General features: G+C 75.1%; 11 protein-coding genes. 6 read left to right on the top strand and 5 right to left on the bottom strand.

Going from position 1 to position 14,457, the window contains the following annotated elements:
• Positions 1-213 precede the first annotated feature (213 nt).
• Entirely contained in the window at positions 214-4,113 is a 3,900-nt protein-coding gene (cobN, locus tag AC5R91_RS09130; protein ID WP_495396716.1) for a cobaltochelatase subunit CobN, read from the bottom strand.
• A 237-nt stretch (positions 4,114-4,350) separates the two neighbouring features.
• Between cobN and AC5R91_RS09125 the strand changes: the two genes are divergently transcribed.
• The 3 genes from AC5R91_RS09125 to AC5R91_RS09115 are packed head-to-tail and all read left to right on the top strand — an operon-like array spanning position 4,351 to position 8,194.
• Positions 4,351-5,814 carry a ferredoxin-like domain-containing protein gene (locus AC5R91_RS09125; RefSeq protein ID WP_495396715.1) on the top strand — a complete coding sequence of 488 codons (1,464 nt, stop codon included), beginning with the start codon at positions 4,351-4,353 and terminating at the stop codon, positions 5,812-5,814.
• 11 nt (positions 5,815-5,825) lie between these two features.
• Positions 5,826-6,470, top strand: coding sequence for a precorrin-8X methylmutase (locus AC5R91_RS09120; RefSeq protein WP_495396714.1), 645 nt, complete (start codon positions 5,826-5,828; stop codon positions 6,468-6,470).
• The gene (locus AC5R91_RS09115; protein WP_495396713.1) at positions 6,467-8,194 is read left to right on the top strand and encodes a precorrin-2 C(20)-methyltransferase; all 1,728 of its coding nucleotides are present in this window, start codon (positions 6,467-6,469) and stop codon (positions 8,192-8,194) included. The genes AC5R91_RS09120 and AC5R91_RS09115 overlap by 4 nt, the downstream gene beginning before the upstream one ends.
• On the opposite strand, the gene AC5R91_RS09110 is transcribed toward AC5R91_RS09115, so the two are convergent.
• Together AC5R91_RS09110 and cobM are read right to left on the bottom strand one after the other, a co-directional pair.
• Positions 8,179-8,958: a cobalt-precorrin-6A reductase gene (locus AC5R91_RS09110; protein WP_495397923.1), complete on the bottom strand. Its 780-nt coding sequence runs from the start codon at positions 8,956-8,958 to the stop codon at positions 8,179-8,181. The two genes, AC5R91_RS09115 and AC5R91_RS09110, sit on opposite strands and share 16 nt — an antisense overlap.
• A gap of 98 nt (positions 8,959-9,056) precedes the next feature.
• The gene (cobM, locus tag AC5R91_RS09105) at positions 9,057-9,872 is read right to left on the bottom strand and encodes a precorrin-4 C(11)-methyltransferase (RefSeq protein WP_495396712.1); all 816 of its coding nucleotides are present in this window, start codon (positions 9,870-9,872) and stop codon (positions 9,057-9,059) included.
• A 514-nt stretch (positions 9,873-10,386) separates the two neighbouring features.
• On the opposite strand from cobM, the gene AC5R91_RS09100 reads away from it, so the two are divergent.
• Positions 10,387-11,007, top strand: coding sequence for a TetR-type transcription factor C-terminal domain-containing protein (locus AC5R91_RS09100; RefSeq protein ID WP_495396711.1), 621 nt, complete (start codon positions 10,387-10,389; stop codon positions 11,005-11,007).
• A gap of 7 nt (positions 11,008-11,014) precedes the next feature.
• Here the strand turns inward: AC5R91_RS09100 and AC5R91_RS09095 are convergent, their stop codons facing one another.
• The gene (locus tag AC5R91_RS09095; protein ID WP_495396710.1) at positions 11,015-11,740 is read right to left on the bottom strand and encodes a DUF3710 domain-containing protein; all 726 of its coding nucleotides are present in this window, start codon (positions 11,738-11,740) and stop codon (positions 11,015-11,017) included.
• A gap of 241 nt (positions 11,741-11,981) precedes the next feature.
• On the opposite strand from AC5R91_RS09095, the gene ybiA reads away from it, so the two are divergent.
• Both ybiA and AC5R91_RS09085 read left to right on the top strand, forming a co-directional pair.
• Positions 11,982-12,563 carry a riboflavin biosynthesis intermediates N-glycosidase gene (ybiA, locus tag AC5R91_RS09090; protein ID WP_495396709.1) on the top strand — a complete coding sequence of 194 codons (582 nt, stop codon included), beginning with the start codon at positions 11,982-11,984 and terminating at the stop codon, positions 12,561-12,563.
• 82 nt (positions 12,564-12,645) lie between these two features.
• Positions 12,646-13,917, top strand: a complete 1,272-nt coding sequence (locus tag AC5R91_RS09085) for a DUF5925 domain-containing protein (protein ID WP_495396708.1) — start codon at positions 12,646-12,648, stop codon at positions 13,915-13,917.
• Between the two features lie 122 nt (positions 13,918-14,039).
• Here AC5R91_RS09085 and AC5R91_RS09080 read toward each other — a convergent pair whose 3' ends face one another.
• Positions 14,040-14,453 (bottom strand): SRPBCC family protein, encoded by a 414-nt coding sequence (locus AC5R91_RS09080; RefSeq protein WP_495396707.1) that lies wholly within the window; start codon positions 14,451-14,453, stop codon positions 14,040-14,042.
• Positions 14,454-14,457 lie beyond the last annotated feature (4 nt).

Here is a 14,457-nt window from a genome sequence, read left to right as displayed (position 1 = left end):
TTGGCTATTTTCCCGGATCCGGCCTGGTTGTCCCCTCCGGGGCCCGTCCGGACCAGGACCGGCCGGCCCCGTCCGCGCCGGGAAACCAGGGCTGACAAGGCCCTCGACGGCGCCCGACATGCCATTCGGCACATCCGACCGGTGGCCGAACGGCCCCGGACGGGGGTACCGCTGGTCCGCCCGGCGCGGGCGGCCCGGCCCGGCCCGATCGGGTCAGGCCGACCCGGCGCCCGCGGCGCCGTCCTCCAGGTCGCCCTCGGTACGAAGGTAGAGCTCCTGCAGGGCGTCGAGGGTGGCGGGCTCGGGATGCTGCCACATCCCCCGGGCGGCGGCCTCCAGCAGCCGTTCGGTGATGCCGTGCAGCGCCCAGGGGTTGGACTCGGTGAAGAACTTCTGGCTGTCGGCGTCGAGGGCGTAGGTCGCGGCGAGCCGCTCGTACATCCAGTCGGCGACCACGCCCGCGGTGGCGTCGTAGCCGAACAGGTAGTCGACGGTGGCGGCCATCTCGAACGCGCCCTTGTAGCCGTGGCGGCGCATCGCCGCCAGCCAGCGGGGGTTCACCACCCGGGCGCGGAAGACCCGGGAGGTCTCCTCGGTCAGGGTCCGGGTGCGCACGGCCTCGGGGCGGGTGCTGTCGCCGATGTAGGCGGCGGGGGCCCGGCCGGTCAGGGCCCGCACGGTCGCGACCATCCCGCCGTGGTACTGGAAGTAGTCGTCGGAGTCGGCGATGTCGTGCTCGCGGGTGTCGACGTTCTTCGCGGCCACCGCGATGCGACGGTAGGCGGCCTCCATGTCCGCACGGGCGGGGGCGCCGTCGACGCCGCGCCCGTAGGCGTAGCCGCCCCAGGTGGCGTAGACCTCGGCGAGGTCGGCGTCGTCGCGCCAGTTGCGGCTGTCGATCAGTGGCAGCAGCCCGGCGCCGTACGCCCCGGGCTTCGAGCCGAAGATGCGCAGCGTGGCCCGCCGCTCGTCGCCGTGGGTGGCCAGGTCCGCGCGGGCGTGGGCGCGGACGTGGTTGTCCTCGTCGGGTTCGTCGAGGCCGGCGGCCATCCGCACCGCGTCGTCGAGCATCGCGACCACGTGCGGGAAGGCGTCGCGGAAGAAGCCGCTGATGCGCACGGTCACGTCGATGCGGGGGCGGGCGAGCTCGGCCAGGCCGATCGGTTCCAGCCCGCTGACCCGGCGCGACGCGTCGTCCCAGACGGGCCGGATGCCGAGCAGGGCGAGAACCTCGGCGACGTCGTCGCCGGACGTGCGCATCGCGCTGGTGCCCCAGACCGACAGCCCGACGGACTGCGGCCAGTCGCCGGTGTCGGCCCGGTAGCGGTCCAGCAGCGACGTCGCCATCGCCTGGCCGGTCTCCCACGCCAACCGGCTGGGGACCGCCTTCGGGTCGACGGAGTAGAAGTTGCGGCCGGTGGGCAGCACGTTGACCAGGCCGCGCAGCGGGGAGCCGCTGGGCCCGGCCGGGACGTAGCCGCCGTCGAGGGCGTGCAGGACGCTCGCGATCTCGTCGGTGGTCCGCTCGAGGCGCGGCACGATCTCGGTGGCGGCGAAACGCAGCACCGCCCCGACCGCCTCCCGCCGTGCGTCCACGGGGGGTTCCGGCTCCTGCCCGGGGCCGGCTGGCTCCTCCTCGGGGCTGGCTGGTGCCGCCGCGGGCAGGACGGCGCCGAGGGTGTCGTCGAGGGCGGCGTCGACGGCGGCGGGGTCCCAGCCACGGTCCTCCATCGCCGTGACCAGGGCGAGGGCGGTCCGTTCGGCGGCGTCGACGTCGGTGCGGGCGGCGGTGTCGTCCTCGGCCAGGCCGAGGGCCTCGCGCAGCCCCGGCAGCGTCCGTTGGCCGCCCCACATCTGGCGGGCTCGCAGCATCGCGAGGACGAGGTTGATCCGCGCCTCGCCGGCCGGGGCGACGCCGAGCACGTGCAGGCCGTCGCGGATCTGCGCGTCCTTGACCTCGCACAGCCAGCCGTCGACGTGCAGCAGGAAGTCGTCGAACTCGGCGTCGTGCGGCCGGTCGGCCAGGCCCAGGTCGTGGTCCAGCCGGGCGGCCTGGATGAGGGTCCAGATCTGGGCGCGGATCGCCGGCAGCTTCGCCGGGTCCATCGCCGCGATCGAGGCGTGCTCGTCGAGGAGCTGCTCCAGGCGGGCCAGGTCGCCGTAGCTCTCCGCCCGTGCCATCGGCGGGACGAGATGGTCGACCAGGGTCGCGTGCGCCCGCCGCTTGGCCTGCGTGCCCTCGCCGGGGTCGTTGACGAGGAACGGGTAGATCAGCGGCAGGTCGCCGAGGGCCGCGTCCGTCGGGCAGGACGCGCTCATCCCCACCGTCTTGCCGGGCAGCCACTCCAGCGTCCCGTGCTTGCCGAGATGGACGACGGCGTGCGCGCCGAACCCCCCGGCCGCCGCCGGGGCGGCGAGCCAGCGGTAGGCGGCCAGGTAGTGATGGCTGGGCGCCAGGTCCGGGTCGTGGTAGATCGCCACCGGGTTCTCCCCGAAGCCGCGCGGCGGCTGGACCAGCAGCACGACGTTGCCGGCCCGCAGCGCGGCGAGGACGATCTCGCCGTCCGGGTCGCGGGTGCGGTCGACGTACAACTCGCCCGGCGGCGGCCCCCAGTGCCGCTCGACGCTGGCCCGCAGGTCGGCGGGCAGCGTCGCGTACCAGGCCCGGTAGGCGGCCGCGGAGATCCGCACCGGGTTGCCGGCGAGCTGCGCCGCGGTGAGCCACGCCGGGTCCTGCCCGCCCGCCGCGATGATCGCGTGGATGAGGGCGTCGCCGTCCTGCGCGGCGACCCCCGGCAGGGCGTCCGGGCCGTCGGCGGGGCCGATGTCGTAGCCGGCGGCGCGCATCTCCCGCAGCAGCCGCACGGTGCTCGCCGGGGTGTCGAGGCCCACGGCGTTGCCGATCCGGGAGTGCTTCGTCGGGTACGCCGACAGCATCAGCGCGACCCGCCGCCCGGCGGGCGCGACGTGCCGCAGCCGGCCGTGCGCCACCGCGATGCCGGCGACCCGGTCGGCCCGCTCGGGATCGGCGACGTAGCTGGTCAGTCCGTCGGGGTCGACCTCCTTGAAGGAGAACGGCACGGTGATCAGACGGCCGTCGAACTCGGGGATCGCGACCTGGGTGGCGGCGTCCAGCGGCGACAGTCCGTCGTCGGAGTCCGCCCACGCCGCCCGGCCGCCGGTCAGGCACAGCCCCTGCAGGATCGGGATGTCCAGCGCGGCCAGCGCCCCGACGTCCCACGCCTCGTCGTCGCCGCCGGCGGCGGCCCGCGCCGGCTGGCTGCCGCCCGCGGCGAGCACCGTGACGACGAGGGCGTCGGCCCGGCCGAGCGTGGCGAGCAGGTCCGGCTCGGCGGTGCGCAGCGACGCGCAGTACACGGGCAGCGCCGTGCCGCCGGCCCGCTCGACCGCGGCGCACAGCTCCTCGACGAACGCCGTGTTGCCGGCGACGTGGTGCGCCCGGTAGTACAACACCCCGATCACCGGGCCGGCATGGCCGCCTGGTGCCTCTGGGTCGCCTGGTGCTGCCTGGCTGCCTGGTGCTGCCTGGCTGCCTGGTGCCGCCGGGCTGCCTGGTGCTCCCTGGTCGCCGGTCGCCGGTGCGGGTGGAACTGCGGCGGCGGGCCGGTCGAGTATGCCCCAGGCCGGGGTCGTCACCGGCGGGGCGAACCCGCCGCCGGTGAGCAGCAGCGTGTCGGTGAGGAAGCGGTGCAGCTCGCCGAGGTTGGCCGGCCCGCCCTCGGCGAGGTAGGCGTGCGCCTCGGCGCAGATGCCCGCCGGCACCGTGGAGATGGCCATGAGCTCGGCGTCCGGGGCGCGCTCGCCGCCGAGGACGACCACCGGCCGGGGCCCGGCGAGCAGGGCGGCCAGGCCCTCCTCCCACATCCGCCGCCCGCCGAGGATGCGCACGACGACCACGTCGACGCCGTCGGTCAGCTCGTCGAGGCCGGTGGCGTCGGTGACGTCGAGGCGGGCCGGGTTGCCGAGCCGGTAGCGGGCGCCGCTGGCCCGCGCGGAGAGCAGGTCGGTGTCCGACGTCGACAGCAGCAGGACGACGGCGTCGAGCTCGCTCTCGGCGGTGGACTCGGACGGCGTGCTGGGCGCAGGGGTCACGGTGCTGCCTCTCCCGGGGTTGGGCGCCCCGCGTCAGCCGAGCTGAGCCGGGCGGCCCCCGCTCCCGACTTACGGCGGCGGGACCGCGCCGGAATCACCTCGGACTTCCTCGCCGTGCGCCGCTCGTGGCCGCCTCACCATCGCAGAACGGGCGCCGGGTGTGTCAAGCGCTGTGCGGATACCGCCACGAACAACGATCAACCGACAGGTGCCGGGCGAGGCACGTATGCTCCGCCGGTGCCCACCAGCCCGCGGGAGCGCGCCCATGACGCCTGCCCCGGCGTGCTGCGGACGCATCCGGCCGCGGACGGCGCGCTCGCCCGGCTGCGGATTCCCGGCGGAGCCCTCGACAGCGGCGCGGCGCGCGCGCTCGCGGCCTGCGCCCGGGATGTCGCCGACGGTTTCCTGGAACTGACCTCCCGGGGGAACGTGCAGCTTCGCGGCCTCGCCGACGGCGCCGCCGCGGTCCTCGCCGCGCGGGCCGGGGCGGTCGGGCTGTTGCCGTCGACCACCCACGAGCGGGTCCGCAACATCGTCGGCTCCCCGCTGTCCGGGCGCGCCGCCGCCGGGGTCCGGGACATCGCCTCGCTCGTCGACGCCCTCGACGCGGGGCTGTGCGCGGACCCGGAGCTCGCCGCCCTGCCCGGGCGGATGCTCTTCGCCGTCGACGACGGCAGTGGTGACCTGGCCGAACTGCCCGCCGACCTCGCCCTGCGCGCCCTGCCGGAGGGGGAGACGATGCTGATCATCGCCGGCGGGCAGACCGTCGCTGGCGGGCCGACCGTCGCCGGCGGGTCGAGCGCGCTGCGGATGCCGGGCCGCGCCGCCGTGCCCGCGCTGCTCGCTGCCGCCCGGGCCTTCCTCGACGTCCGCACCGCCGGGGGCGCCGCCGCGACCGCCTGGCGTGTCGCCGAGCTGCCCACCGGGCGGGACCGCCTGCTCGAAGCGGCCGCGTCCGCCGCCCGGGCCGCCGCCGGCGTCGAGGCGGACTTGATCGGTGTCGGGGTCGCAGGCGGTGTCGATGTCGCAGCCGGTGGCGATGTCGGCGGTGGACCGCCGGGCGCCCGGCCGGGTCGGCACCGCCAGCGGGACGGTCGATGGGCGTTGACCGCGCTCGTCCCGCTCGGGCGGCTGCGGGCCGACCAGCTCGACCTGCTCGCCGCGGTCGCCGAGGCTGACGGTGACGGCCAGGTGATGGTGACGCCGTGGCGGTCGGTCGTGCTGCGCGACCTCGACGCCGCGGCGGTGGCGCAGGCGTCCGACCGGCTGGCCGCCACGGGCCTCGTCGTCGACGCGGACTCGGGTTGGGTCGGGGTCACGAGCTGCGCCGGGCGGCCGGGATGCGCCAGGGCGCTCGCCGACGTCCGCCGCGATGCCGGCCGATCGGCGGGGGCAGGTGGCGCCCCGGGGCGGCCCGCCTCGCCGGGCGACGGGCCGTGGCACCGCCGGGATCGGCTGCCCGTGCACTGGTCGGGCTGCGCTCGCCGGTGCGGCCAGCCAGCCGGCGAGGTGGTCGAGGTGGTCGCCGACGCCACCGGCTACCGGGTCCGCCGCTGCGCCGGCGGCGGGACGCTGGTGCCCTGGTCGGACGGCGCCCTCCCGGGCGAGGTGTCGGCCGTCGACTGGGACGCGCTTGTCGACGTGGTGGCGGCGCAGCGGTCGGTTGCCCGCCCGCGTCGGGATGGACGGGAGAATCGTTGATGGAGGTGGCGATGGCGGCCGGAACGCCGCGTCCCGACTACGTCCGGGACGGCGCGGAGATCTACCGTCGTTCGTTCGCGACGATCCGGGCCGAGGCCCGTCTCGACGGGCTGCCCGTCGACGTCGCCCGCGTTGCCGTCCGCATGATCCATTCCTGCGGCATGGTCGACCTCGTCGACGATCTGGCCTTCAGCCCCGGCGTGGTCGCCGCGGCCCGGGCGGCTCTGCTGGCCGGCGCGCCGGTGCTGTGTGACGCCCAGATGGTCGCCGCGGGGGTGACCCGCCGCCGGCTGCCCGCCGACAACGACGTGCTGTGCCTGCTCGGTGATCCGCGGGTGCCGGGCCTCGCCGCCGAGCTGGGCACGACCCGCAGCGCCGCGGCGGTCGACCTGTGGGGGGAGCGCCTCGCCGGCGCCGTCGTCGCGATCGGCAACGCCCCGACCGCGCTGTTCCGGCTGCTGGAACTCGTCGCGGCCGGCGCGCCACGGCCGGCGGCCGTCCTCGGTGTCCCGGTGGGCTTCATCGGCGCGGCCGAATCGAAGCAGGCGCTGGCCGGTGATTCGGCGGGCCTGGAGTTCCTCGTCGTGCACGGCCGGCGTGGCGGCAGCGCGATGGCCGTCGCCGCCATCAACGCGATCGCCAGCGAGGACGAATGAGCGACCTGCGTGAACCGGCGATGGAGCCGCAACCGGCGATGGAGCCGCTGACCGTGCCGGCCACGGCGCCGGCCGGGGTGGTGGGGGCCAGCTCGACGGGCCGGCTGTGGGGGGTCGGGGTCGGTCCCGGTGATCCGGAGCTCATGACGTTGCGGGCGGCCCGGCTCATCCACGACGCCGACGTGATCGCCTACCACAGCGCCCGGCACGGTCGCAGCATCGCCAGGTCGATCGCCGCCTCGCACCTGCGCGGCGACCAGATCGAGGAGGCGCTGGTCTACCCGGTCACCACGGAGACGACCAGCCATCCCGGCGGCTACCGGGGGGCGATCGACGAGTTCTACGAGGACTGCGCCAAGCGGCTGGCGGCCCACCTCGACGCCGGCCGGAACGTCGTCGTCCTCAGCGAGGGCGACCCGTTCTTCTACGGGTCGTTCATCCACCTGCACCGCCGCCTCGCCGACCGGTACCCGACCGAGGTCGTGCCCGGGGTGACGTCGCTGTCGGCGGGCTGCGCGGTGCTCGGTCGCCCGCTCGTCGAGGGCAACGAGGTCCTGACCGTCCTGCCGGGCACGCTGGCGCCGCAGACCCTCGCCGAGCGCATCGCCGGCACCGACACCGCGGTCGTGCTCAAGATGGGCCGGACCTTCCCCGGCGTCCGCGACGCCTTCACCGACGCCGGCCGGCTCGCCGACACCTGGTACGTCGAGCGGGCGACGACTGACGGCCAGCGGATCGCCCCGCTCGGCGAGGTCGATCCGGCGACCGTGCCCTACTTCTCCCTGGCAGTGCTGCCGAGCCCGGTGCGCGGCCCGGACGATCCGGCGCCCCTGCGCGCCGGCCAGGCCGACTGGGTGCTCGCGGGCGCCGCGAGCCGGCCGGCGTCGTCCGCATCCGCTCCCGTCGGGACCACCGACCGCACCGCGCCGGTGGCCGAGGAGCCGGCTGGGGAACAGGCCGCTGGGGAGCAGCCCGCAGGCGAGGTCGTCGTGGTCGGGCTCGGTCCGGGCGCGCAGGGCTGGTTGACCCCGCAGGCCGCCGCCGCGCTCGCCGCCGCCGACGACCTCATCGGCTACGGCCCCTACCTCGACCGGGTGCCCGCCGCGCCGCGCCAGCGCCGGCACCCGTCGGGCAACACGGTCGAGGCGCAACGCGCCGAGTTCGCCCTGGAGCTGGCCGCCGCCGGGGCGAACGTCGCGGTGGTGTCCTCGGGCGACCCCGGCGTCTTCGCGATGGCGACCGCCGTCGTCGAGGCCGCGGCGCAGGGGCGGTTCGCCCACGTCGACGTGCGGGTCGTGCCCGGGCTGACCGCCGCCCAGGCGGTGGCGAGCCGGGTCGGCGCGCCGCTTGGCCACGACTTCTGCGTGCTGTCGCTGTCCGACCGGCTCAAGCCGTGGGAGATCATCGAACGGCGGTTGCGCGCCGCCGCGGCGGCCGACCTCGTCCTCGCCATCTACAACCCGGCGTCGCGAACGCGGCGCGAGCAGCTCGAGTGGGCCCGCGCGGCGCTGCTGGAACACCGCGCGCCGGACACCCCGGTGGTGATCGGCCGGGACGTCGGCGGTCCCACCGAGACCGTCACCGTGACGACCCTCGGCGACCTGGACCCAACCGGCGTCGACATGCGCTGCCTGCTCCTCGTCGGCTCCTCGACGACGCGCATCGTCCGCCGCGGCAGCGGCCGCGACCTCGTCTTCACCCCCCGCCGCTACCCGGCATCGTGAGGTAGGCCGGTCAGCCAGTGTGTTGCGGCGCCGATGCCCGACACCACCGGGAATTCGCAAGGCGTGGGCGGGCGGTCCACCATGATGACGGGCAGGCCGAGATCCCGGGCGGCGGTGAGCTTGGCGGCGGTCATCGCGCCGCCGCTGTCCTTGGTCACGAGGACGTCGATGGCGTATCGGCGCAGCAGGGCGGCCTCCCCGGCCACGTCGAACGGGCCCCGGTCGAGGATCACCTCGAGCCGCGGCGGCACTGCGCCGGTGGGCGCCTCGACGCAGCGGGCCAGGAACCAGGGGTGGCTCAACCCGGCGAACAGCGCGAGGTCGCTGCGCCCGGTGGTCAGGAACACCCGCGGGCAGGGATCGGTCGCCGCGCCGCGCCGGCATGGGACTAAGCGGTCGATCAGGTCCGCCGCGGCGGGCAGGGACGGCACCCGGCGCCAGTCGTCGCCGGGCCGGGCCTGCCAGCCGGGGCGGCGCAGGACCAGCAGCGGCACGCCGGTGGCCGTCGCGGCCGCCGCGGCGGAGGCGCTCATCCGGGCGGCGAACGGATGGGTGGCGTCGACCAACGCGTCGATCCGTTCGGAGCGCAGATGTTCGGCGAGGCCGGCCGGACCGCCGAACCCGCCGATGCGGACCCGACAGGACGGCGGCACCCGCGGCTCGCGCACCCGTCCGGCCAGCGAGTAGACGACGTCGAACCCATCGACCTCGGTCAGCGCGAGGGCCAGCCGGCGAGCCTCGCCGGTGCCCCCCAGCAGGAGCACCCGCAGCGGCGCCGGTGTTGCCGGGCGCGTCGGCGGGGCTGCCGTGGGGCCGCCGGCAGCCTCTCCGAGCGGGGCGACTCGCGCACGGTCGGTATCGCTCACGGTGGATCGGCCGGGTCCAGCTCGCCGGGCACCGACGACCAGCCCGTGGCCGGCGCCGGCTGGCAGCCGTCGGGGGCGAAGCGCTGCGGCGAGTACAGGAAGCTGTCGCGGAAGCCCGCGGCGGCCAACGCCCGACCGACGATGACGACCGCGGTCTTCGTGAGGCCGGCGGCCCGGGACTGGGCGGCGATGTCGGCGAGTGTGCCGCGCAGCACCACCTCGTCCGACCGGCTGGCCCAGGCGACCACGGCGGCCGGACAGTCCGGGCCGTAGTTGGGCACGAGCTCCTCGACCAGCGTCTCGATCCGGTGCACGGCCAGGTGCAGCACGAGCGTCGCCCGGGACCGGCCGAGGGTGGCGAGGTCCTCGCCGGGCGGCATCGGGCTGGACAGCACGGCCGTGCGGGTCAGCACGACGCTCTGGGCGACGCCGGGAACCGTCAGTTCCCGGCGCAGCGACGCGGCGGCGGCGGCGAACGCGGGGACCCCGGGCGTGACGTCGTAGGGGACGCCCGCCGCGTCCAGCCGCCGCATCTGCTCGGCCAGGGCGCTGTAGAGGGACGGGTCGCCGGAGTGCAGGCGGGCGACGTCCTGGCCGGCGGCGTCGGCGGCGCACAGCTCGGCCGTGATCGCGTCGAGGGTCAGCCGGGCCGTGTCGACGAGTCGCGCGCCGGGCGGGCAGTGGGACAGCAGCTCGGGGGGGACGAGGCTGCCGGCGTACAGGCAGACCGGGCAGGCGGCGATCAGGTCCCGCCCGCGCACGGTGATGAGGTCGGCGGCGCCCGGCCCCGCCCCGATGAAGTGCACTGTCATCCGCGCTCGCCGCCCTGGGCCCCGGGGCCGGCTGTCGCGGGCAGACGGGCGCCGGCGGAGGGGGGCCTGGGAGTGTGGCCCGCGGTGCCGGCGGGTCGTCGCAGGGTGCTCGGCACGACGGACAACGCTAGCAGGCCGGCCGAAGCGGATCTCCTGATCGCCCCGAGCGGCGCCCTGGTCAGCCGTGGACACGCCAGTGAGACAGATGACGGCGGTGCCTAGCGCACCTTTTTCGGGGAAACCTGACGCTATACGTCCCGGACGTCGCCCCGAGCCGCCCGCCGTACCTCGACGACGATAGCCGGCGAATGTTCCCGGAATGACGTGGTGGCCGAAGGCCCGGTATTCGGCGATTCGGTGTGGGCTCAGCCCCGGCCGTCGGCGCGGACCTGATCGGCTGCGGAAACGCTGATTCCATCCTGATTCGGAAGGGGTTCGTCCGAACTCGTTGACATGCCGTCGATGTGGCCATCCTGGGGTGTCGCGCCGCCGGTTCCGGGATACGCTGGGGCACGTGGACCGGGTCGCCGCGCGTGCCGCGCTTCAGCAGCGCAGGGCGGAACTCTACCGGGCGGCCGCCGATCTCTTCGCCGATCTCGGCCTGGCCGAGATATCCCTTCGGGACATCGGGGCCCACGCCGGGGTGGAACCGGTGGAGTCGGTCCGGGACTACCTGGCCGGGACGCTGGAGCGGGACGTGTGGGAGGTGCCTCTCTCCGTACTCGTCGACGAGTTCTTCCGAATCATCAACAGCGCTCTGGCGACGGCGGGCCCGGCAGCGGCGGAACGACTGTCAGCGCTCGTCCGCGGCACCATGAGCTACTACCTTCACTATCAGACGACGGCATTGTTGCTCCGTTATCGGACGATCATGCGGGTGGGGGAACGGTTCTCGATCGGCGAGCAGGTGGTCGAGCGCGGCGCCAGCCAGCTTTTCGGCGAGATCATCCAACAGGGGGTGCGGGAGGGCGTGTTCCGCACGCCTTTCCCGGCCGACGCGCGGCGCAGCATCGAGGCGGCCGGTACGGCCGCGCTGGAGTGGTACGACCGTACCGGCCCCGTCCAGCCCGACGAGCTGATCGAGCGTTATGTGCGCCTCTCGCTGGCCACCGTCGAGTTCACCGGCCTGCGCTGACCGGACGTCAGGCGCGAGTCCGCAGCCGGCCGAGGGTCATGATCTCGGGAGCGTGTCGCTGGGCCGGGACCTCGACGATGCGCTCGCCCGTCCGGTCGGGCATGACCAGCGGGAGCGGCTCGCGGATGGGCATCGGCGCGTCCCCCCGCACCACGACCGTCGCGGCGAGCAGCTCGTCGAGTGCGGGCGCCGCCGCCGGATCGGTGGCGGCCGGCCCGGTGAAGACCGCGCAGAGGAACCATCGCGGCCCGTCGACGCCGACGATCCGGGCGGGAATCGGACCCGACTCGACGTCGACCGGCAGGTGCAGCTCGGGGCCGCGCGGCCCCGGCCGGCAGGCGTCCGGGTCTTCCGGCGCCGTCGCGGCGAGCAGGTCCGCGCGGATCGCGGCCCACAGGTGCTGTCCCCGCGGTGCGGCCAGCACGGACAGCTCCAGGGCGGAGGAACCGTCGGTCGCGACCAGCGCCGGCACCGGCCCGTCGAGTGACAGCCGGATCCACGTACCCGTCACGCGTGGGATCAGCAGCGCGCCGAAGTCCGCCCGCTGCCGGCCGTCATCGGGCCGGGCGGCGACGTCGTAAGGTCCCGCGACGTCCGGATCGTCAGGGGAGTCCGGGCTGGCGGCGGAGTCCGGGCCGGCAGAGAACTCCGGGCCGGCAGAGAACTCCGGGCTGGCAGGGGAGTCCCGGCCGGGCCCGGTCGGCGGGTCGGCGTCCCCGCGCGCGGCGCCCATCCGGCCGGCTTCGCCGGCTTGCGCGGCATCGCGTCGCCGCCCGTGCATGAGTCGCCCACCGAGCACCGCAGACCACCTCCAGCCAGAAGCTTGTAGCGATCGGAGCGTTACGTAAGGTAGGCGCGCCGAGATTCTCGTGGGAACGCCCCGTCCCTGTGCCGGCTTTGCCGCAGGCGTGGTCATTTGGCATAAAAATGCGGAAAGGTGCATCCGACGGGCTGTGATCTGCCAACCTCGGCGTGTGCACTCGACCTCCGGTCCGCCGCGCTCCATCGAGGACCTGCGGCGTCTCGAACGCCAGGCGGCGCCGCTTCGGTTCCGGTACTTCTGGGGCCAGCGTCAGGCCGTCGCGGACGGCACGGGAGCGGGCTGCCTGAGCCTGCGCTGGCCGGCCCGCTTCGCGGTCGACGGGGTCGACTACCCCAGCGCGCAGCATTACGTGCTGGCGCGCAAGGCCGGGCTGTTCGGCGACCATGCCGCCGCGGAGGCGGTGCTCGCGCTGCCGGCACCGATCTCGCTGGCCGCCATCGGCCGACGGATCCGCGGCTTTGACGAGGCGGTGTGGGACCGTCACCGCTACGCCGTCGCCCTCGCCGCGAACTCCGCGAAGTTCGCCCAGAACGCCATCCTGCGCACCTACCTCGCCGGCACCGCCGGCCTCGTCCTCGCCGACATCAGCCCGCGGGATCGCGTCTGGGGGATCGGCTGTGACCGCGACGACGATCGGGCCGGCCGGCCGAGCGCCTGGCCCGGGCGCAACCTGCTCGGTTTCGCCCTGATGGAGGTCAGGGATGCCCTGCTGGCGGCGGCCGCGGCGAGGTGACCTGCCCCGAACGGCGTGACCTGCCGGCCTAAATCGCGTAACGGGATGGTCGAAACCCGGCGAGTCCGGGACCATCGGAGGCGTGTCTGTTCCCAGCCAGAAAGCGTCGCTCCCCAAGTCCTGGACGGTCTCCGAGTCGCTGAGCGGGGGGATGAAGCTCCCGTTCGTCGTCGGCCTCGACGATTCGGACACCCCCTACGACGTCGTCGACGCGCTCGCGCTCGCTCCCTTCACGACCGGTGAACAGCCGTGGGCCCGCAGTGCGCGGGTGGACCGGCTCCGCCCCGGAGCGACCCTGTTGCCTTCCGGAGCGCGGGTACTGCGCTCCGTTGTGGAAGAGTCCCGTGACTCCCGGCTGGCCGTGGGAGAGGGCTGGACGGTGCGGTCCGTGCGCTGGCGCGGTGGCGGCGGCGAGGTGACCGTGACGGCCGTCAGCGAGCAGCTCGCCCGGGGTGTGCTCGAGGACGTGCTGCGCTCGTCCGTGGCCGAGACCGGCTCGGACAGCTCCGTCAGCATGGGTTTCTGGTATCTGTCCGGCCAGCGTGGGCCGATCCGGACCAGCCGGCGGACCGCGACGACGAGGTGGTCATCGATCCGCGGCAACTATGCCTCGGCGGCACGGGACTCCCTCGACAAGCTCATGGCCATCCGCCGCGACAACGTGATCGGCCGGCTGATCCTGCTGCACGGGCCGGCCGGGACGGGCAAGACGACGGTGCTGCGTGCGCTGGCCAACGAATGGCGCTCCTGGTGCCAGGTCGACTGCGTGCTCGACCCGGAGTCGCTGTTCGCCGACCCGGCCTACCTGATGGAGGTCGCGATCGGCTTCGACGACGACGGCGACCCCGACAACGACTCCGCCGACGACCCCGACAACGACTCCGCCGACGCCGACGGTGTCGGCGACTTCGATGCCGCCGCGGGCGGCGTCGTCGGCGGCGGGGACGGCGGCGAGGGTGACCGGATGGGCCAACCCGCTGTGCGCCGTTGGCGGCTGCTGGTGATCGAGGACTGCGACGATCTGATCCGCGGGGACGGTCGCGGTTCCGCCGGACAGCAGTTGTCCCGGCTGCTCAACCTCACCGACGGGCTCGTCGGCCAGGGCCGGGAGGTACTCGTCGCGCTGACGACCAACGAGGATCTGTTCCGGCTGCATCCCGCCGTCGTGCGGCCGGGCCGGTGCCTGGCCCAGATCGAGGTGGGCGCCCTGCCCCACTCCGAGGCCGTGTCCTGGCTCGGCTCGACCGACGGGGTCGGCTCGACGATGACGCTCGCGGAGCTGTTCGCCCTTCGTGACGGCCGCGGTCTGCCCCGCCCGACCGGCGGCGACACCCGCCACGGCCTGTACCTGTGAGGTGAGGGCCGCCCGGGAACGCCCGGGCGGCCCAGCTTCCTGGTCGGCCCAGCTTCCTGGTCGGCTCAGGTCCCCCGTCGGCTCAGGTCCCCGGGTCTGACCGGCCGGCATCCGCCCGCCGGTCAGGCCCGTCGCGGTGCCTCCCCGTGCACCAGCCGGCGCAGGGCGACGCGGGCGAGCGGGGCGTAGGCCAGCAGGACGGGCAGCGGCCCACGCAGTCGCAGCCAGGTGGAGGTGCCGCCGTCCAGGCAGGGCTCGACGCCGTGGTCGAGGGTCAGCCGCAGCGGGCCGAGCGTCACCTGCCAGGACCAGGTCCGGGCCAGTTCGTCGACGGCGGTGACGACGAAGCCGGCCGCGGGTGGGAGGAAGGATCGCACCTCGCCGGTCATCCCGGGATGGATCCGGGTGTCCCCGCCGTCGACGCGCACGCCCACGACCTGCGGCGCCCAGGCCGGCCAGCGGTCCGGCTCGGCGTAGCGCTCCCAGCTCTCCGCCACCGGCGCAGGCCCCGACGCCTGGAGGAACAGTGCGGCCACGGCA

Source organism: Frankia sp. BMG5.60 (genome assembly GCF_059428125.1).
The sequence above is the reverse complement of the archived record's forward strand: the minus strand, read 5'-3'. Positions and strand labels throughout refer to the sequence as shown.

What these genes read in the sequence shown, in the direction of transcription:
- AC5R91_RS09120 (WP_495396714.1), top strand. Translation starts at nt 5,826, where the DNA reads ATGGCGGCCGGAACGCCGCGTCCCGACTACGTCCGGGACGGCGCGGAG.
- AC5R91_RS09115 (WP_495396713.1), top strand. Translation starts at nt 6,467, where the DNA reads ATGAGCGACCTGCGTGAACCGGCGATGGAGCCGCAACCGGCGATGGAG.
- cobM (WP_495396712.1), bottom strand. Translation starts at nt 9,872, where the DNA reads ATGACAGTGCACTTCATCGGGGCGGGGCCGGGCGCCGCCGACCTCATC.
- AC5R91_RS09095 (WP_495396710.1), bottom strand. Translation starts at nt 11,740, where the DNA reads ATGGGCGCCGCGCGCGGGGACGCCGACCCGCCGACCGGGCCCGGCCGG.